Annotated in this window: 24 protein-coding genes; 7 read left to right on the top strand and 17 right to left on the bottom strand. The window is 62.2% G+C overall.

Annotation, left to right across the window (positions count from 1 at the left end; genetic code table 11):
- Positions 1-124: 124 nt before the first annotated feature.
- The 3 genes from CW354_RS08870 to rimP are packed head-to-tail and all read right to left on the bottom strand — an operon-like array spanning position 125 to position 2,863.
- Positions 125-688 carry an RNA-binding protein gene (locus tag CW354_RS08870; RefSeq protein ID WP_165793609.1) on the bottom strand — a complete coding sequence of 188 codons (564 nt, stop codon included), beginning with the start codon at positions 686-688 and terminating at the stop codon, positions 125-127.
- A gap of 25 nt (positions 689-713) precedes the next feature.
- Positions 714-2,330, bottom strand: coding sequence for a transcription termination factor NusA (gene nusA / locus CW354_RS08865; protein ID WP_104829643.1), 1,617 nt, complete (start codon positions 2,328-2,330; stop codon positions 714-716).
- Complete coding sequence (rimP, locus tag CW354_RS08860) at positions 2,327-2,863, bottom strand: ribosome maturation factor RimP (protein ID WP_243396334.1); 537 nt, start codon at positions 2,861-2,863, stop codon at positions 2,327-2,329. The genes nusA and rimP overlap by 4 nt, the downstream gene beginning before the upstream one ends.
- A 190-nt stretch (positions 2,864-3,053) precedes the next feature.
- Between rimP and CW354_RS23365 the strand changes: the two genes are divergently transcribed.
- The 5 genes from CW354_RS23365 (at position 3,054) to CW354_RS08835 (ending at position 7,264) form a co-directional block, all read left to right on the top strand.
- The gene (locus CW354_RS23365) at positions 3,054-3,833 is read left to right on the top strand and encodes a hypothetical protein (RefSeq protein WP_165793527.1); all 780 of its coding nucleotides are present in this window, start codon (positions 3,054-3,056) and stop codon (positions 3,831-3,833) included.
- Positions 3,834-3,930: 97 nt separating this feature from the next.
- Entirely contained in the window at positions 3,931-4,425 is a 495-nt protein-coding gene (locus tag CW354_RS08850; RefSeq protein ID WP_104829640.1) for a DUF2937 family protein, read from the top strand.
- 63 nt (positions 4,426-4,488) lie between these two features.
- Positions 4,489-5,214 carry a hypothetical protein gene (locus CW354_RS08845; RefSeq protein ID WP_104829639.1) on the top strand — a complete coding sequence of 242 codons (726 nt, stop codon included), beginning with the start codon at positions 4,489-4,491 and terminating at the stop codon, positions 5,212-5,214.
- 62 nt (positions 5,215-5,276) lie between these two features.
- Positions 5,277-6,284, top strand: a complete 1,008-nt coding sequence (locus tag CW354_RS08840; RefSeq protein WP_104829638.1) for a glycosyltransferase family 2 protein — start codon at positions 5,277-5,279, stop codon at positions 6,282-6,284.
- Positions 6,281-7,264: a glycosyltransferase family 2 protein gene (locus CW354_RS08835; RefSeq protein ID WP_104829637.1), complete on the top strand. Its 984-nt coding sequence runs from the start codon at positions 6,281-6,283 to the stop codon at positions 7,262-7,264. Before CW354_RS08840 ends, CW354_RS08835 begins: the two co-directional genes overlap by 4 nt.
- 28 nt (positions 7,265-7,292) lie before the next feature.
- On the opposite strand, the gene ttcA is transcribed toward CW354_RS08835, so the two are convergent.
- From ttcA to miaB, 11 genes are all read right to left on the bottom strand, one after another.
- Positions 7,293-8,174 (bottom strand): tRNA 2-thiocytidine(32) synthetase TtcA, encoded by an 882-nt coding sequence (ttcA, locus tag CW354_RS08830; protein WP_104829636.1) that lies wholly within the window; start codon positions 8,172-8,174, stop codon positions 7,293-7,295.
- Positions 8,152-9,309, bottom strand: a complete 1,158-nt coding sequence (locus CW354_RS08825) for a mechanosensitive ion channel family protein (protein ID WP_104829635.1) — start codon at positions 9,307-9,309, stop codon at positions 8,152-8,154. The genes ttcA and CW354_RS08825 overlap by 23 nt, the downstream gene beginning before the upstream one ends.
- Positions 9,310-9,391: 82 nt before the next feature.
- Complete coding sequence (locus CW354_RS08820; RefSeq protein ID WP_104829634.1) at positions 9,392-10,702, bottom strand: glucuronyl esterase domain-containing protein; 1,311 nt, start codon at positions 10,700-10,702, stop codon at positions 9,392-9,394.
- A 58-nt stretch (positions 10,703-10,760) separates the two neighbouring features.
- On the bottom strand, positions 10,761-11,441 hold the full coding sequence (gene trmB / locus CW354_RS08815; protein ID WP_104829633.1) for a tRNA (guanosine(46)-N7)-methyltransferase TrmB: 681 nt from the start codon (positions 11,439-11,441) through the stop codon (positions 10,761-10,763).
- A 103-nt stretch (positions 11,442-11,544) separates the two neighbouring features.
- Positions 11,545-12,765: a methionine adenosyltransferase gene (gene metK / locus CW354_RS08810; protein WP_104829632.1), complete on the bottom strand. Its 1,221-nt coding sequence runs from the start codon at positions 12,763-12,765 to the stop codon at positions 11,545-11,547.
- Positions 12,766-12,862: 97 nt separating this feature from the next.
- Positions 12,863-13,228 (bottom strand): helix-turn-helix domain-containing protein, encoded by a 366-nt coding sequence (locus tag CW354_RS08805; protein ID WP_207764754.1) that lies wholly within the window; start codon positions 13,226-13,228, stop codon positions 12,863-12,865.
- Between the two features lie 213 nt (positions 13,229-13,441).
- Positions 13,442-15,046, bottom strand: a complete 1,605-nt coding sequence (lnt, locus tag CW354_RS08800) for an apolipoprotein N-acyltransferase (protein WP_165793608.1) — start codon at positions 15,044-15,046, stop codon at positions 13,442-13,444.
- A 4-nt stretch (positions 15,047-15,050) separates the two neighbouring features.
- Positions 15,051-15,950, bottom strand: coding sequence for a hemolysin family protein (locus CW354_RS08795; protein ID WP_165793607.1), 900 nt, complete (start codon positions 15,948-15,950; stop codon positions 15,051-15,053).
- Positions 15,951-15,963: 13 nt separating this feature from the next.
- The gene (ybeY, locus tag CW354_RS08790; protein ID WP_104829629.1) at positions 15,964-16,410 is read right to left on the bottom strand and encodes an rRNA maturation RNase YbeY; all 447 of its coding nucleotides are present in this window, start codon (positions 16,408-16,410) and stop codon (positions 15,964-15,966) included.
- Positions 16,407-17,390 (bottom strand): PhoH family protein, encoded by a 984-nt coding sequence (locus CW354_RS08785; RefSeq protein WP_243396333.1) that lies wholly within the window; start codon positions 17,388-17,390, stop codon positions 16,407-16,409. The genes ybeY and CW354_RS08785 overlap by 4 nt, the downstream gene beginning before the upstream one ends.
- Positions 17,387-18,766 (bottom strand): tRNA (N6-isopentenyl adenosine(37)-C2)-methylthiotransferase MiaB, encoded by a 1,380-nt coding sequence (gene miaB, locus CW354_RS08780; protein ID WP_104829628.1) that lies wholly within the window; start codon positions 18,764-18,766, stop codon positions 17,387-17,389. The genes CW354_RS08785 and miaB overlap by 4 nt, the downstream gene beginning before the upstream one ends.
- A gap of 189 nt (positions 18,767-18,955) precedes the next feature.
- Between miaB and CW354_RS08775 the strand changes: the two genes are divergently transcribed.
- A complete protein-coding gene (locus CW354_RS08775) occupies positions 18,956-19,714 on the top strand; it encodes a DUF1223 domain-containing protein (RefSeq protein WP_165793606.1) in 759 nt (252 codons plus the stop codon).
- Between the two features lie 19 nt (positions 19,715-19,733).
- Here CW354_RS08775 and CW354_RS08770 read toward each other — a convergent pair whose 3' ends face one another.
- Together CW354_RS08770 and CW354_RS08765 are read right to left on the bottom strand one after the other, a co-directional pair.
- The gene (locus CW354_RS08770; RefSeq protein ID WP_104829626.1) at positions 19,734-20,609 is read right to left on the bottom strand and encodes an alpha/beta fold hydrolase; all 876 of its coding nucleotides are present in this window, start codon (positions 20,607-20,609) and stop codon (positions 19,734-19,736) included.
- Positions 20,606-21,376 (bottom strand): methyltransferase family protein, encoded by a 771-nt coding sequence (locus CW354_RS08765; protein WP_104829625.1) that lies wholly within the window; start codon positions 21,374-21,376, stop codon positions 20,606-20,608. The genes CW354_RS08770 and CW354_RS08765 overlap by 4 nt, the downstream gene beginning before the upstream one ends.
- Before the next feature lie 186 nt (positions 21,377-21,562).
- Between CW354_RS08765 and CW354_RS08760 the strand changes: the two genes are divergently transcribed.
- Positions 21,563-22,543, top strand: coding sequence for an AraC family transcriptional regulator (locus CW354_RS08760; protein ID WP_104829624.1), 981 nt, complete (start codon positions 21,563-21,565; stop codon positions 22,541-22,543).
- Here CW354_RS08760 and pip read toward each other — a convergent pair.
- Complete coding sequence (gene pip / locus CW354_RS08755; RefSeq protein ID WP_104829623.1) at positions 22,540-23,499, bottom strand: prolyl aminopeptidase; 960 nt, start codon at positions 23,497-23,499, stop codon at positions 22,540-22,542. The two genes, CW354_RS08760 and pip, sit on opposite strands and share 4 nt — an antisense overlap.
- Positions 23,500-23,523 lie beyond the last annotated feature (24 nt).

Raw genomic sequence — 23,523 nt, 5'->3', positions numbered from 1 at the left:
CCAATCTCCAAATGCGCCGCCATGCGGCGCCCTGTTTTCGGCTCCCGCGCCGGAAACCCCGTTTCCTCGCGCGAAAACCGCCTTCGACATACAGCCCCGAAGGGCCGGGGTCCACAGCGAACCCTTAGTTCTGCGCGGCTTTCTCGCCGCGTCGAAATCCCGTCAGGCGCCGCGCCTCCTTCAGGAAACGCTGCGCCGCCGGGCCGGCTTTGACGCCGACATGCACTGTCGGCCCGTCCCGGCCCAGCGCGGCGGCGAGTTCAGCCTCGCTGAACAGCTCCACCACCGCCGCATCGCCCGCGACCCTCGCGAGCTTGCGCCGCCCGTCCTCGCCGCCGTCGGCGGCGTTGACAAGGACCGCGGCGGTCCCGTCCGCCAGCATGGCGCGGACCTTTTCAAAGCCCGTCGCCACATCGCCGGCGCGGCGCGCAAGGCCCAGCGCCGAAAGCGCCTGTTTAGCCAGTCCCGCCTCGACCCGCTCGGCGAGATCCGCCGGGGCGGTGACGCCGGCTTTAAACGACCGCGCGAAGGCGCCTTTTTTGAGCGCCGCGTCGAGCAGCGCCCGGTCCGGCGTCAGCCAGGCGCCGCGGCCCGGCAGCCTGGCCGAAAAGTCCGGCGCGAGCTCGCCGTCCGGCGACAGCGCGAACCGCAGCCCCGTCTCCGGGGTCAAGGCGGCGCCGGTCGCCACGCAGCGCCGCTCCGGCTCTTTTGCCTTAAGCGCTGGCTTCAGCCTCCGCCTCCTCAGCTTCTTCTTCCGCCGCCTTCATGGCGTCGAGATCTTCCTGCGTGACCCACCCGGCCTGGATGCGGGCGCGCATGATCAGATCCTCGGCGTCTTCCGGCGTGATCTTGTAGGCTTCAAGCATGCCGTCGTAATGCTTGCGCTCTCCGTCGACGCGCTCCGTCCAGCCGGTGAGATCGTCCGTTGCGCAACCCGCAAGGTCTTCCACCGATTTCACGTCGTTTTCACCGAGCGTGACAATCATTTTGAGATCGAGACCGTCCATTTCAAGGAGGTCGTCTTCAACGCCAAGCTCTTTGCGCTTTTCGTCGAGCTTCTTGTTTTCTTCCTCGATGAAATCGCGGGCCCGGGCCTGGAGTTCTTCAGCGGTCTCTTCATCGAGACCGTCGATCTCCATCAGCTCCTCAAGGTCCACATAGGCGATCTCCTCGATCTTGGAGAAACCTTCGGACACGAGAAGGCCCGCCATCATGTCGTCGACGTCGAGGCCGGTCATGAAGAGTTCGGAACGCTCGCGGAATTCCTCCTGGCGTTTCGCGCTTTCCTCTTCTTCGGTCATGATGTCGATCTCGTAGCCGGTGAGCTGCGAGGCGAGGCGAACATTCTGACCGCGCCGGCCGATGGCGAGGGATAATTGCTCGTCCGGCACCACCACTTCTATGCGTTTCAAGTCCTCGTCGAGCACGACCTTGGAAACCTCGGCCGGGGCGAGCGCGTTGACGACGAAGGTCGCTTCATTCTCGTTCCACGGCACGATGTCGATCTTCTCGCCGCCGAGCTCGTTCACCACCGCCTGGACGCGGGAGCCGCGCATGCCGACGCAGGCGCCCACGGGATCGATGCCCGGGTCTTTGGAGAAAACGCCGATCTTGGCGCGGCTGCCCGGATCGCGGGCGACAGCCTTGATCTCGATGACGCCGTCATAAACCTCCGGCACTTCCTGTTCGAAGAGCTTGGCCATGAATTGCGGATGGGAGCGCGACAGAAAGATCTGCGGCCCGCGCGTCTCGCGGCGCACATCCATGATATAGGCGCGCACGCGGTCGCCATTGCGGTAATTCTCGCGCGGCAATTGCTGGTCGCGGCGGATAATCGCCTCGGCCTTGCCGAGATCGACGATCACATGGCCGTATTCCACGCGCTTGATGATGCCGTTGATGATCTCGCCGATGCGGTCTTTAAAGTCTTCATACTGACGGTCGCGTTCGGCCTCGCGCACTTTCTGCGTGATCACCTGTTTCGCGCCCATGGCCGCCTGGCGGCCGAAATCGATCGGCGGCAGCGGCTCGGACATGAAGTCGCCGACTTCCGCTTCCGGATTGCGGTGACGGGCTTCTTCCAGCGTCATCTGGGTCTGGTCGTTTTCAATCTCGTCAACCACTTCGAGAAGGCGCCACAGCTTGGTCTCGCCGGTCTGCGGATTGATCTCGGCTCTCACCAGCGTTTCATGGCCGTAGCGGGTGCGCGCGGCGCGCGCCAGCGCGTCTTCCATGGCCTCGATAACGAGGGATTTGTCGATGGACTTTTCGCGCGCGACCGCATCGGCGATCTGGATGAGCTCCAGCTTGTTGGCGCTTACCGCGTTCATTGAGAGGTCTCCATCTCATCTTCTCCTGTGGTTTGGCGGGTTTCCTTGTCCGCCTTCATCGTTTGTCTGATCAGCTCTTCGGTGAGAATGAGCTGGGCGCTGGCGATCCATTCGAGCGGAAACAGCGCCGTGTCCTCTTCGCCCTCGATGTCGAAGGCGACCTTGCCTTCGTCGACGCCGGCGACAACGCCCTTGAAGCGCTTGCGGCCTTCAACAAGGCGGTTCAATTCGAGCTTCGCCGGCCAGCCTTGCCAGTCGTCGAAATCCTTCAGCCTGACGAGCGGCCGGTCGATGCCCGGCGAAGAGACCTCAAGATTATAGTTTCCCTCGATCGGGTCGGCCTCATCGAGGACCGGCGAGAGCGCGCGGGAAAGCTTGGCGCAATCCTCCGCGCTCATCGTCCTGTCCGGGCGTTCGGCCATCACCTGAAGCGTCTTTTTCTGGCCGCCGGTGATCCGCACGCGCACCAGTTCGAAGCCGGCGTTGTTCACGACCGGTTCGATGAGCGCGACAAGACGGTCCTCAAGCAGCAATATAAAGGCCCTTTTGGTAACGAAAAAGCGGGCCCCGCGGGGCCCGCTTATCAAATCCGATAGCGTTTGAATGCGTATATAGGCCTGAAAAGACCTTTTGTCAGCCCCTATGCCGGCCGCGCGCCCGAAAACCGTTAAAAAAGGCCTGAAAATTGAATGTCCGGTCCTCAAATGAGGAGCCGGACAGGCCATGGAAAGCCGACTTTCGCGACACAGCGCCCTGACGCTCGTCGTCTATTTTGCGTTAATCACGAGCGTTTGCGCGCCTCTTGCGTATTTTGCGGGCAAAGACCGCGGCGCAGCCGAGGCGCGCGATCTCACCGATGCGTCCCTGATTGGGACAGATATCCCCCCCGATTATGAAAGCCTTGTCCGGGCGCGGAAAGCCGGAGCCGCCTGCAGCAACGCCGATCCGGCGGTCATGCGCAACGGCGTCTGGGAAGTCTATTGCCGGCCTTATGGCGGCGACGGCGGAACGCCCGCCGGGGCCCCTGTCGCGGCGCAGCATGCCGCTGCGGCGGAAAGGCAGCGCGGCGACGGCGCCGCGCGCGCCCGCAAGACGCAGGACGGCCCCTTGCAGCAGGCTGTGCTGCGCGCCCTCGCTGGAAACGATGAGGGAAGCGGCGCAACCGGCGGCGACGCCTTTCCGGGCGATCCTCTCAGCCTCGCCCTTGCGCCGGACCTGACGCCCGGCGGCGGCCCTGGCGCGTCCTGGGGGCCGGGCGCCGTCCCGCCCTCCGGGGGTTTTCCCGGCTTTCTCGTTCCGGGCCTGCCGGGCCCATCAGACCCGCCCTCCTCGGGCCCGCCTTCGGGGCCTCCGTCGGGACCGCCGACAGGGCCGCCTTCGGGCCCTCCCTCAGGTCCGCCCGATACGGAGCCGCCGGTGCTGGTGACGCCGCTGCCCCCGGCCCTGCCGCTGATGCTTGCCGGGCTCGGCGGGCTCATCGCTGCGAGCCGGCGCAAGCGCTGAGCCCCGCCAATTCACCCTTCATTAACGCTATGGATTTTGGCCGCCCGATCGGCCAAACTCAGCCCTAGGGGCATCGTTTGTGGAGGGGGCCGCGCTGATGGGACGCTTTCTTGCTTTTTTGCTGGGCATCGCCGGCGCCGTGATCGGCAGCCAGGGGCCGGGCTTCACGCTGCAATACATGCAGAACCTGCAGGGCCAGATCACATCCCTTGAAAAGGCCGTCGGAGAGTTCGACGCCAATATCGCGCAATATGGCTACACCCGCGCCCGCGCTCTTGACGAATGCAGGAGCGCCGACGGCCTCCTCGACGCGCTGTGCGGCGGCTATGTCGCCCAAGTCGAGCGCTATGAGCTTTTGACCGCGCATATGGCGGAGCTCGAAGCCGTCAGCGACACGGTCCGGCCGCTGATCCTCGCGCGCAAGCAGATGCCGGATATCACAAACTCCGCCTACAAACAGTTCAAGCCAGCCGTGCCGGCGACCATCGACGGCGTCATTTATGCGGGTGGCGGATTCGCCCTGCTGTGGGGTGGCGCATCCTTCCTGTTCTGGCTTTTGGGCGGCATGTTCGGCGCAAGGCGCTACGCGTAAGTAAATCTCGCTAGAATTAAATTCAGGTTTCGGGCATCACATGTAGCGAAGCAGGGGGAAACCGTGTGGGGGCATAGCTATCGCAAAGAACGGCTGCGGAAAATCGATGCTCTTATCGAAGCTGGAAAAGTAGCGCCAATAGTTACAATCCCCTTAAACCGAGGTGATCAGGACAAAAGCATCCCAGACCCTTCGTTGTTGCTTCAAACAGACAGAGACACCTCAGTAAAGCTGAGCCTAATTGCGGAATACGAGACACTCTACAGACATTACGATGTAAGAGCTAATAACACGATCACCGTTCTGGTAGCCATCGCACCGGTGCTGTTGAACGCGCCACTTTTTCTCGCCTTTGCCTCCTCCACCAAAGGCCTTATCGTAACTCTTGGTGGGATATGCATTGCATTGCTAAGCCTTTTCAGTTTCCTGACTCTCAGAATGCTGCGGCTGCGTATGAAGACAATGTCTGTACGATCCAGACTTATACAAGACGAATTATATTCAGACGAACAGATCGACCTGCCTGCCATTAGAAAGGCCGCAACTGAACAGGCAAAACAAGACATTCGTGAGTTCAGAGGCTTTTTTAATCCCCACTCAAATCGCTCAGCAATTTGGGCATGGATTGCGGCAATCTTGTTCGCCTATTCAACTCTATACATTTTCGGCGGCATCCTAATCATCAATAATCCTTCCTTTCTGGAGAAGAACCAAATCAACGTGGTCATTGACAGCTTGCCGAACGGAACAGAACAGCCCGCATCTGAGAATTATGGGCAACAGCAATAACCCCTGGCACCGCCAATTAACCCTTCTTGCACGATATTTGCGTCCATGTATGAACGGGACGCATGAGCGACGATCAGGACCATAACAACGGCGCAGCCTCTTCAGGCTCCAATATCGGCGTCGTGATTATCGGCCGCAACGAGGGGGAGCGGCTGGTCGCCTGTCTCAACTCGGTCGGGTCCGCTCACACGGTCGTCTATGTCGATTCCGGCTCCACCGATGGCAGCGTCGAGGCGGCGCGCGCAGCAGGCGCCGATGTGGTCGCCCTCGACATGAGCCTTCCCTTCACCGCCGCGCGGGCCCGCAACGCAGGCTATTCCCGGCTTAAGGACATCGCCGCGCCGGCCTATGTCCAGTTCATCGACGGCGATTGCGAGCTCGCTCCGGGCTGGATCGACAAAGCCGCCGCCTTTCTTGACGCCCATTCCGATTACGCCGTCGCCTGCGGGCGCTGCCGGGAGAAATGTCCCGAGGCCAGCATCTTTAACCGGCAATGCGACCGGGAATGGGCGACGCCCATTGGCGACACGCTCGCCTGCGGCGGCATTGCGATGATGCGCGCCTCGGCCTTCTCTGCGGTCGGCGGCTTCGACCGCGCCCTGATCGCCGGCGAAGAGCCGGAGCTATGTTTGCGCCTGCGCGAAAAAGACTGGCGCATCATGCGCCTTGACGAAGAAATGGCGCGGCATGACGCCGCCATAAAGAAACTATCGCAATGGTGGAGACGCGCCGTGCGCGCCGGCCACGCCTTTGCGGAAGTCTCCCACATGCACAAAACCTCGCCCAAACGCATCTGGGCGGCGGAAACGAGGCGCGCGGTTTTATGGTCCGCCGTCGCGCCCGCCGCCTTGCTCGCGGCGCTGCTCGTTCACCCGGCGGCGTTGCTGTTGCTCCTCCTTTATCCGTTGCAGATCGCCCGCCTCGCCTTTTCCAGGGGCGGCGCGCCCTTTGACTGGGCCGACGCCGCGCTTTTGACTTTCGGAAAATTCGCCGAGGCCTGGGGCGTGCTAAAATATCATGCGAACCGCATCACAGGCGCGAAAACGGCGCTGATCGAGCACAAGACATGAGCATGAGCCCCGAGACCAGCCCAGCGGTTGCGACAATCATCGTCAATTACAAGACCGGCGATCTGATCACCGAACACCTGCATCGCATGCTGGAAGAGCAGGCCGGTTTTCCGGGCTCCATGATCTATATTGTCGATAACGCTTCGCCGAACGGCGACGCGGAAAAACTCGCCGCATATATTCGCAGCGAACGCCTTGAAGACAAAGTCCGCCTCATCGCCCATGACGAGAATGGCGGCTTTGCAAAAGGCAACAATGTCGCCTTGCGCGAAATCCTAATCGACGGCTCGCCCTACGATTATGTGTTCTTGCTGAACCCGGACGCCTATCCGCAGCCGGGGGCGCTGGCCGCGCTCACCGCGTTCATGGACCGCACGCCCCGCGCAGGGATCGCCGGCGCGAAGCTGGAAGGCGCGGACGGCACGGAACAGATTTCCGCGTTCCGGTTTTTCACGGCGCTCGGCGAATTCGTAAACGCCACCCACGCCGGATTGTTTTTCAATCTGTTCCCCAATCGCGTAATTGCGCCGCCCCAGCGCGACGAGACTTATGAGACGGAGTGGGTCTGCGGCGCCGCGGCGCTGATCCGCCGCGAGGTTTTCGACGCGATCGGCCTCTTCGATGAAAGCTATTTCCTTTATTACGAAGAGACCGACTTCATGCTGCGCGCTCGGCGCGCCGGATGGGAGACCTGGTATGTGCATGACGGACGCGCGGTGCATCTTGTGGGCCAGTCGAGCGGCGTCATCGACGGCAAAGGCGCGGACGAGGTCTCGCCGCCTTACTGGTTCCGCTCGCGCCGGCATTATTTCCGCGCCAATCACGGGGCCGTCTACGCGTTTTTCGCCGATATGGGCTGGTTTCTCGGCTCGCTTGTTTATGCGGGCAAACGCCTCGTCACCGGCAAGGACGCCTCCGCGGTTCTCGCTAATATCCGGCGGTTTCTGCAGGTCGGCGCGGAACGAAGCAAGGCTGAATAAACAGCGTCGGCGGTACCGTCTTCGAACGCTAGTCTTCTCGCATTAAAGCTTCGAAATCCCAGATTTTTTCATCGGCGAGATGGCTGGGCCGCACATTCTGCAGCGCCCGGAACATCACCTCGCGCCGCCCCGGCCGGCGGCGCTCCCATTCGTCCAGCATCTCCTTCATCGCCTCGCGCTGAAGCCCTTCCTGAGACCCGCACAGATTGCAGGGGATGATCGGGAATTTCAGCGCCGCGGCGAATTTCGCGATGTCATCTTCGGCGCAGAGAATGAGCGGGCGCAGGACGAAAAGATCGCCCTCGTCATTGACGAGCTTCGGCGGCATCGCCGCCATGCGTCCGCCATGGAACAAATTCATCATGAAGGTTTCGAGCGCATCGTCGCGGTGATGGCCGAGGACGATGGCGTCGCAACCTTCCTCGCGCGCGACGCGATAGAGAATGCCCCGGCGCAGCCGCGAACACAGCGAACAATAGGTTTTGTTTTCCGGCAGCTTGTCGGTGACGATGGAATAGGTGTCTTCGGTGATGATCCGGTGTTCGACGCCGAGCCCTGCAAGATAATCAGGCAGGATGTGTTTGGGAAAACCCGGCTGGCCCTGATCGAGATTGCAGGCGATGAGGTCCGCCTTCAAAGCGCCCTGCCATTTAAGATCCAGAAGCGCGGCGAGGAGCGTATAGCTGTCCTTGCCGCCGGAAAGGCAGACCAGCCATTTCTGGGGCGCCCCGTCCTTGCGCGCGCCATCCATGCCGTAACGGCGGATCGCCTCCTGGGTCTGGCGCAAAAGGCGTTTTCTGAGTTTCTTGAACGAAACAGAGGCCGGCGCGCCCGCATAAACGCGCGGCAAGCCCTCGGCGGCTTCCGGCGCCGCCTCAGCCGGCGCGTCAGTTTCCGTTTCGCTCGTCATTCGCCATCGAACTTTCCGGGTCGAAGATTTCGGCGCCCTTGGGCAGATGCTCGATATAGACGGACTGGCTGGGGAAGGCGAACCCGGCGCCGGCGCCCTTGACGATCTCGATGATCTTGCAGGCGAGCGCCTCCTTGATCTCGAGCCATTCGCCCCAGTTCGTCGTCTTGGTGAAACAATAGAGCATCATGTTGATCGAGGAATCGGCGAAGCTGTCGATCCGCACGAAGGTCGAGACTTCCGACGCCGGTGCGAAGTCTTCATTCCCCGTGACATAAGCCTCGACGCCATCGCGGATTTCGCGCAGCTGATCGACGCTGGTGCGGTATTCGAGCCCGATCATCCAGTAGATGCGCCGGTGGGTCATGCGCGAAAAGTTCGTCACCGCGCTGTCGGAAAAGACGGCGTTCGGCACCTGCACCGGCGCCTTGTCGAAACGCCGGATCTGGGTGGAGCGGAAGTTGATCTTGTCCACCGTGCCCTCGACGACGCCGTCGACCTTCACCCATTCGCCGAGTGAAAAACGCCGCTCCATGAGAATGGTCGCGCCGGCGATCAGGTTCTTGAAAAGGTCCTGGGCGCCGAGCGCAATCGCGACGCTAAGGAGCGAGAAACTGGCGAGGATCGGCAGAATCGGAATGCCCCAGACCTGCAGGATAGCGGCGGCGCCGGCGAACAGGAAAAAGATGCGCAGCGCCTGACGGAACCAGTTGAGAATGGTTTCAGTGAGATTGCCGCCGCGCGCCGCGAAGAGCGAGGAGATAGGCTCGACCAGCCGCGCCAGACTCCAGAAAATCACAATGGCGATCAGGGAACGGACAATACGATCCGCGAATAAAAGCAAATCCTCCGACAGCCCCAGAACCCGCGCGGCGAAAAACACGCCGAGCGCGATCGGCGCCAGCGCCAGCGGCTTTTCGACCGCGCCGATCAGCGCATCGTCAAATGTGGTTTTGGTGCGGGCGGCGAGACGGCGCAGCCAGACGGCGAGGACGCGGGCGATCAGCCGGCGCAGCACATAAGCGATGAACAGGATGAAAAAGGCGGCGAGAATGCGCCCGGCGCTGAAGCCGAAAAACGCCATGTCCCAGACGGCTTCCACATGGCTCCAGAATTCTGCAAGACTTTCAGGCATGAGAGATTGTTGACCCGCTCGATGACAGTTTGGCGGCGGACCCTAAGGCGTCCGTCCGCATTCGTCACCCTCCCGGCGGCGTTCAATCGGCCGCAAGCGAGGGCGCATCCGCTTTGAAATGCGCGTCGAGAAATTCAAGGAAGGCCGGCCAGTCCTCTTCAACCACCCCATGGGTGCCCGGACGGATCCAGAAGGCGAGATCGGCGCCGGGCTTCCATATGTCGAGCCGTCCCTGTTCAAGGCCATCGCTCCCCAGCATTTCGTAAACGGCATCAGCGCCCATCGCGGCGCGAAAGGCGCCGTTGGGGTCCGACCAAACATCGCGCCGGGCGTTGCCGAGAAGCACGGGCCGCGGCGCAATCAGCGCGAGCAGCGCATGCTGGTCGATGACTATCTCGTCTTCGCGGCCTGCAAAACCGGCATAAGCTCTGGAGAACCAGTGCGGGTAAGTGTCGGTGATGGCCTTGACGCTTTCGCCCTTCTTCTCGCGGTTCAAGGACGCCCCGCCCGTGCCGGACTGATGGGCGATGACGCCGTCGATGCGGGCGTCGAAAGCGGCGGCGACAAGCGCGGCCTTGGCGTAACGCGAATGGCCCCAGGCGATGACAGCATCTTGATCGATGCGCGGATCGTCTGCGAGAACATCAACCATGCGCGAAAACGCCCAGCCCCAGGCGGCGACGGCGCCCCAGCGCGTTTCGTCGTCTTCATAGCCGGCGGAGAGCCGACGCAACTGTTTGAGGCCTTCTTCCCTTTTGTCGGGAACGATCTCGCCCGGATAAATCGTCGCCACAGCGTATCCCGCATCGAGGATCGCATCGACGGGCGGCGTGCAGATATAGCGCCCGAAGACGTAAGTCATTATCCCGCCGCCCCGCTCGATCTGTTCCGGCGCGCCGGCGACAGCCGGGTCGGGCAGCGTGTTCCAGCGCTGGCAAAACGTTTCCATGAGGATGACCGGCGCCGGCCTTTTTGCATTCACCGGCAGCGCCACATCCATGACGAAACTTGTTTCTTCATCGGCGCCGGTTGTCTCCACGGAAACGCCGTTAAAGGTCGCCGCCACCGCGAGCCTGTATTCCTCAAGCACTGCGCGGCCGCCGAAAGCCGACGGATTGATCACCTCATGAGAGAGGACGCGCGTCTGCGATGCGTCTGGCAAGAAACCGTAAACCTCGCGCTGCAGCGCTTCGCGGAAAACGGGCGCGCGGCTGGTGCGCCACTCCCCAATGGTTTTGACCGGCGGCGCGCCGTCGAACGCGCCGAGCGCTTGAGGCCGCGCCGGCTCGCCCTCCGGCTTCAAATTCGTCCAGGCGAGGGTCAGCCTGGCGCAGGCGGGAAGCGCAAGAAAGAATGCGGCGGCCAGCAAGAGACGCGGGAAAGGCTTAAACATCTGCGCATTAGTCCTGCGCCCGCAAGCGCGCGCAAGTCAAAATGCCGTAAAGGGAGCCTTATTTGCGGCGGAAGATGAGATAGGCGGGGCTGCGGCCCTCGCGCCGGGACTTTGCTTCATAACGTGTCTGCGGCCAGTCTTCGGGCCGCGTCTGCCAGTCGCTCACGCTTTGCGCCGTCCATTCGAAACCGGCCGCGTTTTGCGCGTGCATCAGGGTCCAGCGGATATAGTCGCGAATGTCGGACGCGACGCGCAAGGTCCCGCCGGGCCTGATAAGGCGCGCCGCCTCCTCGAAAAACCACGGCGAAATCATCCGCCTTTTGTGATGGCGCTTTTTCGGCCAGGGGTCGGGATGGAGGACATAGAGACGCGCAAGCGAGGCGTCCGGCAGCGCCTCCATTAAAGGCCGCGCGTCGCCATGATGGACGCGCACATTTTCAAGACCTTCTTCGTCAATAAGGCCAAGCAACTTGCCGACGCCGTTGTTGAACGGCTCAGCGCCGATATAGCCGATCTCAGGATGACGCGCGGCCTGCCAGGCGAGGTGTTCGCCGCCGCCGAAACCGACCTCTAAGTGAACTTCCTCCGCCTGCGGAAAAAGCGCCTTCAGATCGATAGGCCCCGCCATGGGAACCGCGATGCGCGGCAAGAGCGTTTCCATCAGCCGACGCTGGCGCGGCTTTAGGGGCTTGTCCTGCTGGCGCCCGTAAAGGCGGGGAATATATTTCTCTTCGGCCATGTCGCGCCGTGCTTAGCGGTCCGGCGCGACCGGCTCAACAACGAAAAACGCCGCGCCTATTGCAAGGCGCGGCGAAAATTCTTCCTGATCGGGAAAGCGTTCTTTAGAGCGCTTTTTTCAGATCGTCGACGAGATCGGTTTTCTCCCAGGAGAAGCCGCCCTCGGCGTCCGGCTCGCGGCCGAAATGGCCGTATGCGGCGGTGCGCGCATAAACCGGCTTGTTGAGATCGAGCGTGCGGCGAATGCCGGACGGCGACAGGTCCATCACGTCGCCCAGCGCCTTTTCGAGCGCTTCTTCCGCGACATTGCCCGTGCCGTGCAAGTCGACATAGATCGACAGCGGCTGCGCAACGCCGATGGCGTATGCGAGCTGGATGGTGCAGCGGTCGGCGAGATCCGCGGCGACGACGTTTTTCGCGAGATAACGCGCCACATAAGCCGCCGACCGGTCGACCTTGGTGGTGTCCTTGCCGGAGAAGGCGCCGCCGCCATGAGGGGCCCAGCCGCCATAGGTGTCGACGATGATCTTGCGGCCGGTCAGGCCTGCGTCCCCGTCCGGCCCGCCAATGACGAACTTGCCGGTCGGATTGACGTGCCAGGCGCAATCGTCCGCAATCGGAAGATCGGCCACGGATTTGCGGATATAAGGCTCGACGACTTGGCGCACCTTGTCGGAATCCCAGCTCGGATCGAGATGCTGGGTCGACAGGACGATGGAGGTGATCTCCACCGGCTCGCCATTCTTATAGCGCACGCTGACCTGGCTCTTGGCGTCGGGGCCGAGCCGGCCGGCGTCGCCCTCGCCCGCATGGCGGGCCCTGGCCAGGTCCTCAAGGATCTTATGGCTGTAATAGATCGGCGCCGGCATCAGCATCGGCGTTTCACGGCAGGCGTAGCCGAACATGATGCCCTGGTCGCCCGCGCCCTCGGCGTTCGCATCGGAGGCCTTGTCGACCCCTTGCGCGATGTCCGCGGACTGGCCGTGAAGCAGCACTTCGACGTCGGCGGTCTTCCAGTGGAAGCCGTCCTGTTCGTAGCCGATCGCCTTGATGGCGTCGCGGGCGGCCTTTTCGAAGGGTTCGGGCGTGACCCCGCCCTTGCCGTCCATCAGGTGCTCCGGCGCGCGGACCTCGCCGGCGATGACGACTTTGTTGGTGGTTGTCAGCGTTTCAGCGGCGACCCGCACGTCCCACGGGTTCATCTCGCCGTTTTGCGCCTCACGGTAGATCAGGTCGACGATTTCGTCGGAAATGCGGTCGCAAACCTTGTCCGGATGGCCTTCGGAAACGCTTTCGCTGGTGAAAAGAAAAGACTGGCGTGTCATGGAAATGGCAAACCTCACATATAAGGAAAACTTTATATGCGGGGCTATAACGAAACATCGGCCCCATGTCCAACCGTAAGGGAAAAGATTTCGGTGTTTATCCCGATGAGGGCGCGGAAACCCCGGATTCCTCGGTTTCCGCGATGGATCGAACCAGCTCCAGAACCCGTTTTTTCACCTCAGGATCGCGGATTCCGGAAAAATAGCGACAAAGTTGCACGCCCTCGGGGGAATTGAGGAGATTCATGACCTCCCCGCCCCCTGTTTCGGCGAAACCGGGCGCTCTGTCCGCGCCGGCGCCGTATTCGTCGTAAAAAAACTGCACCGGCACCTCGAGAAGCTGCGACAATTCGAACATCCGGCTGGCCCCGATGCGATTGACGCCTTTTTCGTATTTCTGGATCTGCTGAAAGGTGAGCCCGAGCGATTTTCCGAGACTTTCCTGGCTCATGCCGAGGATCATGCGGCGGAGCTTGACCCGCGAGCCCACATGAACGTCGATCGGGTGCGGACCGCTGCGCTTGCCGCCCTCCTGCGCGTTCACGCCGGTCTCCGCTTTCTGCGGTTTGGCCATGGCGTCCCCCATATGCCTTGATTTACGGGCCTTCTGGCCCAACACATCCCACCAAAGCTTTATAACGGAGGAGAAACGTCCCGCAAAGGTTGCGCCTCATGCCTATTTGCGCGCAGACGGCTTCGCAGCGAGCGCCGGCGCCAGAAAGCCGAGCAGCATCACGAAGAAGACCCAGTCGCCGAAACGGTCATAAAGCGGGGGCGGCAGGGCCGGCGGCAGGGGCGCCTCGATCTTGCCGGCCTGATAGAGCGCCAGCCGGGCGAGCATGCGGCCCTTGCCGTCGATCAGCGCGGAAATCCCCGTATTCGCCGAGCGCGCCATGGGCAGGCCGGTTTCGATCGAGCGCAGCCGCGCCATGTCGAGATGCTGGCGGGGCCCGGAGGTGTCGCCATACCAAGCGTCATTGGTGACGACGACGAGCCAGCCGGGACGCTCGCCGGCCGGATAAGAGGCATGGGGGAAAATCGCCTCGTAACAGATCATGGGCGAAAAGCGCGTCCCGCCCGCTTCGATGGTTTTCGGCCCCGCCCCCGCATAAAACCCGCGGTCCTGATAAGGGGTCAGCGCCGCCAGACCGATGCTTTTGAAAAACTCGAAGAAGGGAAGATATTCGCCGACAGGCACCAGATGATGCTTGTCGTAATGGGCCGTCACGGCGCGGCCCCGCGGCGTTTCCTCCACGACGGCGATGGAGTTGTACCAGCGCTCCGCGCCTTCGGCCCCACGCGCGCGCCGCACCGCGCCGGCGATCAAGACCGAGTTTTCCGGAAAATCGTCGCCAATCGCTTGAAGCGCCGTCGCCGCTTCTTCGAGCAGCGGCGCGCCGTTTTCCGGCCAGATGACATAGAGCTGCGCATCGGGCGGAACGGCGCCTCTCGAATGCTCCATCTGGCGCTCGAAATTTTTCGCCCAGTAGTCCCAGTCGATTTTCTCACGCTGGGGGATATTCGGCTGAACGATGCGGACGATATTGCGCGCGTCGCCTTCAGGGTCCGGCAGGGCGAGCCGCGCGGCGCCGACAGCATATAAAACCGCCGTTCCGGCGAGCATGACGACAAGGCCCGACAGCGCATGGGGCTTGTCGCGGGGCCCGAGCCCGGCCGCCGGCGCCATTGCCAGAAAAATCGCCACAAGACTTAATCCGTATGCGCCATACCAGGCCGCCGTTTGCGACCCCGCCGCGCTTCCGGCCAACGCCTGGCCTGCGAGGTTCCAGGGAAGACCGGTCAGGATATGCCCGCGCAAATATTCGACCATGGCGAAAATTGCGGCGAACAATGCGATGCGCGCCCAGCCCGTTTTCTCGAAAGGAACCGAGACGAGAGCGGCGACCCCGGTGAAGAGCGCAAGGAAGGCCGGCATGCCGGTCATGGCGAAGGGCGCCATCCAGGCGAACTGGTCGGCCTGGACGAAGAAGGAAAACGCCATCCAGTAAACCCCGGCGAGGAAATAGCCGAAGCCCCAGAACCAGCCCGCCGCAAAGGCGCTGGCGCGCGGGCGCGCATGGGCTTTCGCCCCGTCGATGAGGATGACGAAAACGCTCAAGGAAACCGCCAGAAGCGGCAGCGCATAGACCGGCGCCATGGCGAGCGCCCCGGCGAGCCCGGCGAGAAACGCCGCCAGCCTGCGCCGCCAGCCTTTCAGCGCGCGGAGTTTTTCCGCAGAACCGGCGAGGAGCCCTGACAATCGGGAAAAGAAAGAATCCAAGCCGCTACTCCGCGGCTTTGCCAGCAGGCGCGGCGAGAGCGGAGGGCCGGATGCGCAGTTTCCTGACCTTGCGCGCATCGCCCTCTGTCACCTCGAAATCAAAACCGTTGGGCGCCTGGAGCACTTCCCCCCGCTGCGGCACGCGGCCCGCCAGCGAAACTGCAAAGCCGCCCACCGTATCGACATCATCGTCTTCATTGTCGAGATTGAGGCCGGTTTCCTCCTCGAAATCCGCAAGCTCGACGCGCGCGTCCACTTCCCAGCCGCCGCCCGCAAGCGGCGCGATCACCACCTCGTCATCGTCGTCATGTTCGTCATTGATCTCGCCGACAATCTCCTCGACGAGGTCTTCGATGGTGACGAGCCCGTCAGTGCCGCCATATTCGTCGATGACGAGCGCCATATGAATGCGCGAAGCCTGCATCCGAAGGAGGAGGTCCGTGACCCGCATGGAAGGCGGCACGTAAAGCACGTCGCGGCGCAGGGTTTTAAGGATCGGCCCCGCCGCGGGAAGCGGTTTCGCCGCATCGGCGATGAGCCCGATCACATCCTTGATGTGAACCATGCCCACCGGATCGTCGAGATCGCCGCGATAGACCGGCATGCGCGAATGCCCCGCCTCGGAAAACAGGCGAATGAGCTCCTGCAAAGGCGTGTCGATCTCGACGGCGGAAATATCGGCGCGCGGCGCCATGACGTCGAAGACTTTCTTCTCATCGAAGGCGATGACCCGTTCGATCATCTCCCGGCGCGACCGGGAAAGGGCGCCCGCCGTTTCGTCATCGCCATTTTCAATGGCGGCGGCGAGGTCTTCCGCGCGGCCGGTCTTGCCCATCATGGAGCGCAGCCGCGCCAGAATACTGTCGCCAAATCCGTTCTCGTCGTCGCTCTCTTCGCCGTTCATTGTCTTCGTCCGTTCACTCGCCGCCATAAGGATGGGCGATCCCCATGGCGCGGAGGATTTCCGCCTCGCGCCGCTCCATGACGGCGGCTTCGCCCTCCGTCTCATGATCATAGCCGATCAGATGCAGCATGCCATGAATAATGAGATGAGCGGCATGGTCGCGCAACGGGATGTTTTTGTCTGCCGCCTCGGCGAGGCAGGTCTCCCTCGCGATCGCAATGTCACCCAGAAACCCCTTCTCCTGCCCCGACGGAAAGGAGAGCACGTTGGTGGGCCGGTCCTTGCCGCGAAACCGGCTGTTAAGCTCCATGATGGCCGCATCGTCGCAGAAAAGGAGCGCGATTTCCCGGTCGAGCGCCGGCTCGGCGCTGGCCGCGGCGGAAAGGCAGTCCCCCACGAGCCCCTCAAGGCCGGGCAGGGCTTCAAACCAGCCCTCGTCTTCCACAAGACTCTCGATCATGGCCGGGAAGAGCGCCGGGCGCGCTTGTCATAGGCGTCGATGATCCGCGCCACGAGCGGATGGCGGATGACGTCGGCCGCCTCGAAGCGGATTTCCGCGACGCCCCTTAGCCCTGCGAGAACGCCGAGCGCGTCGGCGAGGCCGGACATTTCGCCCGACGGCAAATCGGTCTGGCTCGGATCGCCGGTGATCGCCATGTGGGCGCCTTCGCCGAGACGGGTGAGAAACATCTTCATCTGCGCGGGCGTCGCGTTCTGCGCCTCGTCGAGAATGACCGCGGCGCGGGCGAGCGTCCGCCCCCGCATGAACGCAAGCGGCGCGATCTCGATATCGCCCGCAGCCATGCGCCGCTCCACATAATCCGCATGCATCATATCGTGGAGCGCGTCATAGAGAGGACGCATGTAAGGATCGAGCTTCTCCTTCATCTCTCCCGGCAGAAAACCGAGGCGCTCGCCCGCCTCGAGCGCCGGACGCGACAGGATCACCCGCTCCACCTTGCCGGAAAGCAACAGGCTCACCGCATGAGCGACGGCGAGATAGGTCTTGCCGGTGCCGGCGGGCCCGACGCCGAAGGTGAGATCGTTTTCGCCAAGCGCGCGCAAATACGCCGCCTGGTTGGCCGTGCGCGCGCTGATCAGGCGTTTCGGCGTCTTGATGCCGGGCTTCATGGCGTGCACTTCCGCCGGCGCTTCGGAGAGTTTCGCCGCCGCCCGCACTTCGCCTTCGGCCACCGTCTCGCCGCGGGCAAGCTTGGCATAGAGCGCGGAAAGCGCGGCGATTGCGCGCTCGCGCGCCGCCGGCGGGCCGCTCACCGCAAAGCGGTTGCCCTTGGGATCGATCCTGACGCCAAGCGCGTTTTCCAAAAGCACGAGATGGGCGTCATGTTCGCCGGAAAGCGCCGCAACCAGAAGGTTGTCGTCAAAGTCGATATGCTCGATATCGCCGGAAGGCCCAGTTGCCTTGTCGTGTTCGCTCAAGCGGCGGCCTCTTCCTTGCTGCTCAATGCGCCCGCAAGCGCATTCGGCGTCACATCCTCGATCTTCACCTTAACAATCTTTCCAAGAAGAGAGTGTGGCGCCCGGACGTGAACGCTTTGCAAATATGGGGACCGCCCCACAAGCTGGCCCTCATTACGGCCCGGCTTTTCAAAAAGGACCGGCAATTCGGCCCCGATCTGGGCGGCGTTGAAAGCCTGGCGCTGGCTTTCCAGAAGGCTCTGGAGCCGCGCGAGGCGCGCGTCCTTCTCGTCTTCGGCGACCTGCTTGCCCATCGCCGCGCCGGGCGTTCCCGGCCGGCGGGAATATTTGAAGGAATAGGCCGAGGCGTAGCCGACTTCCTCCACAAGGGCCAAAGTCGCTTCAAAATCCTCGTTCGTTTCGCCTGGGAAACCAACGATGAAGTCGCCGGAAAGGGCGATGTCGGGGCGTGCAGCGCGGATGCGCTCGATCAAGCGAACGTAGTGCTCGCCGTTATGGCCGCGATTCATGGCCTTTAAAATCTTGTCCGAGCCCGCCTGCACGGGCAGGTGCAGATAGGGCATCAGTTTTTCCTCTTCCGCGAGGGCGGCGATCAGCCCGTCATCCATGTCGCGCGGGTGGGAGGTGGTAAAGCGGATGCGCTCGATCCCGTCGATTTTGGCGAGATGCCGGCAAAGCTCGCCGAGCCCCCATTGATCGCCCGAAACGCCCGCCGGCGGCGCCGAGGCCCAGGCGTTGACGTTCTGGCCGATCAGCGTGATCTCGCGCACCCCTTGCGCCGCGAGCGACCGGGCTTCGGCGACGATGGCGTCCACATTGCGCGAGACTTCGGCCCCCCGCGTATAGGGAACGACGCAGAAGGTGCAGAATTTATCGCAGCCCTCCTGAACGGTGAGAAACGCGGACGGCCCCGCCGCTTCGCGGGCCGCGAGCCGGTCGAATTTCTCCTCCACCGCAAAATCCGTGTCGAGAACATCGCCGCGCTCGCGCGCCGCTTTCGCGATCAGCTCCGGCAGGCGGTGATAGGCCTGGGGGCCGACGACCATATCCACCTGCGGGGCGCGCGCGGCGATCTCCGGGCCTTCGGCCTGGGCGACGCAGCCGGCCACCGCGATTTTCATCTCGCCGCCGGTCTTTGCTTTGTCAGCTTTCAGCCGTTTCAGCCGCCCCAGCTCCGAATAGACCTTCTCGGCCGCCTTTTCCCGGATATGGCAGGTGTTGAGGATAACGAGATCCGCGCCCTCGGGCTTGTCCGCAAGCCCATAGCCCAGCGGTTTTAACAGCCCGGCCATGCGCTCGGAATCATAGACGTTCATCTGGCACCCATAGGTGCGGATGAAGACGGATTTACCTTGTTTTGGCCGCGGATCGGTCATGTTTCTCTGGCATTTGCGAAAGACCCGCTATTTAGGCGGGCGGGCCGCGCGATGCAATCATCCTGCAACATGCCTGCAAGGGCGCGCGAAAACTCGCATTTTTGTGAGAAACTTTGGTTTGATCGCGCACCGCGTGCGCGGCATGTTGCGGCGAGGGAGAGAGCGCGTATCTGCTTTCTTGAGGGTGACATGGGCGAAAATCGCCGGATTTCGATCCGCTTGCACGGCAAAAGCGCCGCCGCAGGATTTTTCTTTGCGGCCGTTCTTTGCGCCTTCCCGGCGCAGGCCCAACCCCGTGAAGACGCGGAAAGCCCTGTCCTCGTCGAGCTCTTCCTCTCCCAGGCCTGCAATATGTGCCCGCCCGCGGCGGCCCTCTTTCCGAAAATCGCCGCGCGCGACGACGTGGTCGCGCTGTCCTGGCATGTGGACTACTGGAACATGACCACCTCGGAGAACGGCCGCTGGGTCGACCCCTTTTCCGAGGCCGCCTACACCAAGCGCCAGAAGCGCTACAACATGAACATCCGCCACAGGAGTTCGATTTACACGCCGCAGGCGATCGTCAACGGCGCGGCGCAGACTGTCGGCGCCAGCGAGGAAAAAATCAGGGAACTGATCGAGGCCGCGCCGGATGATGGCGCAAAAGTTTTCGCGCATATCAACAAAGACGGCGCCGTCCGGTTCGACATCGGAAAAAGCGAAGCCGGCGGCAACGCCTATCTCGTCACCTTCAAAAAACACGTCGTCACCGACATCACCAGCGGCAAAAACGCCGGCAAGACCTTCGACGAAGTGAATGTGGTGACCGGCATGGAGCCTTTGGGCCTTGTGCGCCGGCGCGGCGGAGATTTGACGGCACCCGCGCCGGCGGAAGGCGAAGGCTGCGCCCTTATCGTTCAGGAACCGGGACAAAAAGGCGTCGTCGCGGCGGCCTATTGTCCGGGGTGAGCCAGGCCGGCCGAAGGTCTTAAGTCGGAGCCCGTTCTGCGAGAAAGGCGTTCAGCCGCAGCGCGACAAGGTCGGCGCGCAGAAAGGCCGTCATGTGGTTGCAGCCTTCGATTTCAGCAAAACGCGCATCGGGAAAGAATTCCGCACAGCGCGCAACCGCATCGTGCAACGGATCGTCGCCGCCTGAAAAAAACAGCGCCGGCCGCTCGAAACCGGAGAACGCGTTCGAAATATCCGGCCGGTCTTCGGCGACGGCCGCACGCAACGCGATAATGTCCGTGTTTCGCACCCGCTCTTTCCATCGGGCGGGCATGGGGCCGCCGAGCTGTTCGACAATGCCGATCCATTTTCCAATATCGCCGGCCACGGCCTCCCGGTAAAACGCCATATTCTGACCGAACGGATGGCAGCCGCCGACAATCAGACGGTCGACGCGGCCGGCGTGAAAGCGCGCAACATTGAGCGCCGTCCAGCCGCCCATGGAATAGCCGAATATGTCAGCGCGCTCAGCGCCTATTTCGTCCAGCACGGCGGCGATGTCGCCCGCCCGCCGCGCTGGCGCATAAGCGTCAATATCATGCGGCGCGCTCGTTCCGCCATGGCCGCGCTGGTCGATGAGAACGAGCCGGCGCCCCGCCGACGCCAGCGCATCGACATAACCGAATTCCGTCCAGGAATCGATCTGATCGGAAAAGCCATGCAACAACACGAGCGGCTTTCCCTCGCCGATCACTGCATAACGTATAGTCACGCCGTCCCCGGCCTTCGCTTTGCTTGTTCTCATATTCATCGCCTCATTCTTCTTGCGCGCGCCGCAGGCGGCGAAAGGCGCGGCCATCAACGTCGTGAGCAGAGTTCGCCGCCGGAGCATGGCGCCGTAAATCGTTTCGTTCACATCTTCCTCCCTTCCGCCGCGACGACGCCGTCATCCGTCTTGTTTGCTCCAAGACGCGGAACGAAAGCGGGCGTGCGCTTTTTATATTCACGATATTCGTCGCCGAGCTCTTCGATGAGATCCGCCTCTTCAAATGGCGTTGCGGCCATGATGTAGACAAAGGTCGCGCCGGCAAACACAAGGTGGCCGACGGTCAAATGCGGAACAATCAGAGGCGTGATCATCCAGCCAAGACTGATCGGATGGCGTACGAGCGCGTAAAGAAAACGAGCCGTCATCCCTCCCTGCCGGGGCGGAGATTTTCTGAATTCGGCCCAGGCCTGCGCAACGCCGAAAAACGAGAAATGACCGAAATGAAAAGTCGCTGAGAACATCAGCGCCCAAACCAGCAAATAAAGACTGTAAATGGCGCCGGCCCAGGGATAGTCGACATGCCAGACCGTGACTGGAATAGGCCGCCAGAACACGACCAGGATGACTGACATAAAAGCGGTCATGTAAAGATAAGTCGCCCGCTCGATGGGCGCCGGGATGATTTTCGTCCACTGCTTCTTGAACGCCGTTCTGGCGGTGACGGAGTGATGCAGTCCGAACAACAACACCAACCCCGCGTCTATGACCGTCGCCTGAGACATCGGAGTTTGAGGCCCGTCGCCGATCCCCTTCGGCACCCCGATGTCGGCCAGAAAACCGACAATATAAGCGATATTGGCGAGCCCGATGATATACCCCACAAGGGCGTAAATGAGATAAAGCGCTGGTTTCATGGCCGGTTCCTTTCCGCCGGTAGCTTTGCCTCTTGTTGCAGCGGCGGCTGAACGCGCCTGTCGTCGAAAGGCGGTGTTTGTGTTAAATCGTTTCGAGGGGGCATATGCCGGCGGTTCGATGCGGAGAATTGCCGAAATGCCAAAAAGCTTTGCGGCTCTGCTTTTTCACGGGAGAAATCCGGCGCGATGGAAGCCGTTTCGGAAATATTGAAAACGATGCGCCTGTCGGGCGCCGTTTTTTTAGATGCTGAATTCACGGCTCCATGGCGCGTCAATTCGCAAGTCGATCCCGCCGCGCTCAGTCCGATGATGCCGACGCCTTCAGGCGTCATCGCATATCACTACGTCGCGGAGGGAAGCGCATGGGTGCGCGTCGGCGAGAATGAGCCGAAGCTGATTGAAGCCCGGCATCTCGTGATTTTTCCGCGCAACGACGTTCACAGCGCCGGCAGCACGGAAAGCATTGACGCGATCGATTCAGAAAAGCTCGTCGCGCCGGCGGGAGACGACGGTCTGATGCGCATCCGGCATGGCGGCGGCGGGCGGATTTGCAGAATCTACTGCGGCTATCTCGGCACCTTCGATGGCGACAACCCGCTCCTCCAGGAACTGCCGCCGATGCTGGTTCTCAATTTGGAAGACGCGATCGCCGGAGACTGGATAGAAGGGTCCATACGATTCGCGGTCCGGCAAATGATCAGGGACGGGAGCCAAACGGCGGCCGAACTTGGCCGGCTGGCGGAGCTGCTTTTCGTAGAGGCGGTTCGGGAATATCTTTGCGCGCTTAGCGATGAAGACCGCGGATTGCTTGTCGCGCTGAAAGACCCGGCGCTCGCAAAGGCGCTTTGCCTGATCCACAGTCAATTGTCGCGCGACTGGTCACTGGAAACGCTCTCGAAAGAGGTCGCCATTTCACGCTCGGCGCTGGCGGGCCGCTTCAAACACCATCTCGGCGTGTCGCCAATCCGATATCTGCAATCGCGCCGGCTGCAGCAGGCGGCGAATGAGCTTGCCGGCGACGATAATCCAGTCTCGAAGGTCGCCGTTAACGCCGGATATGAATCCGAAGCGGCGTTCATTCGCGCGTTCAAGCGCGAATTCGGCAAACCGCCGTCAGCGTTCAGAAAAACCGGCGCTCGGATCGAGCTAAAAACCGCAAAGTCCTAGACCGCAAACTTATCCGTCGCCCTGATCAGCGCGTCGATGACGCCGGGTTCCGAAGCGGCGTGACCGGCGTCGAGGATCAGATTGAACTCCGCCTCCGGCCAGGCGTTATGCAAATCCCAGGCGGTCTTCATTGGCGTGCAGACGTCGTAGCGCCCCTGTACGATCACCGCCGGAATATTCCGCACCCGGTCGATATTGGCGAGGATTTGGTCGTCGCGCTCGAAGAACCCGCCATTGACGAAATAGTGACACTCAATGCGCGCAAAGGCGAGCGCGAATGCGTCGGAGGAAAAACTCTGCATGCGCTCTTCGGACGGCATCAGCGAAACCGTGCCGCCCTCCCATAGGCTCCATGCTTTCGCGGCGCGCAGTTTTTCTGCCTCGTCATCGCCGGTGAGGCGCTTGTAATAGGCTGAGATCAGATCGCCGCGCTCATCCTCGGGGATCGGTTTCAGATACCCCTCCCACAGATCGGGGAAGAGCCAGCTCGCCCCTTCCTGATAGAACCAGAGGAGCTCTTCGCGGCGGAGCGTGAATATCCCGCGCAGCACAAGCTCGCTCACCTGCGCCGGATGCGATTCGGCGTAAGCCAGCGCCAGGGTCGAGCCCCAGGAGCCGCCGAACACCTGCCAGCGCTCGATCCCGAGATGCGCGCGCAAACGTTCCATATCGGCGACGAGATCCCAGGTCGTGTTGTCAGTGAGATCCGCATGGGGGCGCGACTTGCCGCAGCCGCGCTGGTCGAACAGGACGATGCGATAGCGCTTGGGGTCGAAATAGCGGCGCATGGAGGGCGTCGTGCCGCCGCCGGGGCCGCCATGGCAGACGACGACAGGCTTGCCGTCCGGCGCGCCGGAAACCTCGTAATAAATCTCATGTGCATCGCTGACGCGCAGCATGCCGGCGTCAAAAGGCTCCAAAGGAGGATATAATTTGCGAAGCCCATTTGATTCCATGCTGACAAGTCCTATTTAATGAGT

This window comes from Hyphococcus luteus (assembly GCF_002943565.1).
Classification (GTDB): Bacteria; Pseudomonadota; Alphaproteobacteria; order Caulobacterales; family Parvularculaceae; genus Hyphococcus; species Hyphococcus luteus.
Note: the sequence above shows the minus strand (reverse complement) of the source record. Positions and strands in the feature narration are given on the sequence as shown.

Excerpts from the sequence above, each read along its gene's own strand:
- pip (WP_104829623.1), bottom strand. The coding sequence starts at position 23,499 with ATGGAATCAAATGGGCTTCGCAAATTATATCCTCCTTTGGAGCCTTTT.
- CW354_RS08805 (WP_207764754.1), bottom strand. The coding sequence starts at position 13,228 with ATGATCCTCGGCATGAGCCAGGAAAGTCTCGGAAAATCGCTCGGGCTC.
- CW354_RS08850 (WP_104829640.1), top strand. The coding sequence starts at position 3,931 with ATGGGACGCTTTCTTGCTTTTTTGCTGGGCATCGCCGGCGCCGTGATC.
- ttcA (WP_104829636.1), bottom strand. The coding sequence starts at position 8,174 with ATGACGAGCGAAACGGAAACTGACGCGCCGGCTGAGGCGGCGCCGGAA.
- CW354_RS08795 (WP_165793607.1), bottom strand. The coding sequence starts at position 15,950 with ATGAACGGCGAAGAGAGCGACGACGAGAACGGATTTGGCGACAGTATT.
- CW354_RS08765 (WP_104829625.1), bottom strand. The coding sequence starts at position 21,376 with ATGAAACCAGCGCTTTATCTCATTTACGCCCTTGTGGGGTATATCATC.
- CW354_RS08840 (WP_104829638.1), top strand. The coding sequence starts at position 5,277 with ATGAGCGACGATCAGGACCATAACAACGGCGCAGCCTCTTCAGGCTCC.
- trmB (WP_104829633.1), bottom strand. The coding sequence starts at position 11,441 with ATGGCCGAAGAGAAATATATTCCCCGCCTTTACGGGCGCCAGCAGGAC.
- metK (WP_104829632.1), bottom strand. The coding sequence starts at position 12,765 with ATGACACGCCAGTCTTTTCTTTTCACCAGCGAAAGCGTTTCCGAAGGC.
- CW354_RS23365 (WP_165793527.1), top strand. The coding sequence starts at position 3,054 with ATGGAAAGCCGACTTTCGCGACACAGCGCCCTGACGCTCGTCGTCTAT.
- ybeY (WP_104829629.1), bottom strand. The coding sequence starts at position 16,410 with ATGATCGAGAGTCTTGTGGAAGACGAGGGCTGGTTTGAAGCCCTGCCC.
- CW354_RS08775 (WP_165793606.1), top strand. The coding sequence starts at position 18,956 with ATGGGCGAAAATCGCCGGATTTCGATCCGCTTGCACGGCAAAAGCGCC.
- CW354_RS08835 (WP_104829637.1), top strand. The coding sequence starts at position 6,281 with ATGAGCATGAGCCCCGAGACCAGCCCAGCGGTTGCGACAATCATCGTC.
- CW354_RS08820 (WP_104829634.1), bottom strand. The coding sequence starts at position 10,702 with ATGTTTAAGCCTTTCCCGCGTCTCTTGCTGGCCGCCGCATTCTTTCTT.
- miaB (WP_104829628.1), bottom strand. The coding sequence starts at position 18,766 with ATGACCGATCCGCGGCCAAAACAAGGTAAATCCGTCTTCATCCGCACC.
- CW354_RS08825 (WP_104829635.1), bottom strand. The coding sequence starts at position 9,309 with ATGCCTGAAAGTCTTGCAGAATTCTGGAGCCATGTGGAAGCCGTCTGG.
- nusA (WP_104829643.1), bottom strand. The coding sequence starts at position 2,330 with ATGAACGCGGTAAGCGCCAACAAGCTGGAGCTCATCCAGATCGCCGAT.
- CW354_RS08760 (WP_104829624.1), top strand. The coding sequence starts at position 21,563 with ATGGAAGCCGTTTCGGAAATATTGAAAACGATGCGCCTGTCGGGCGCC.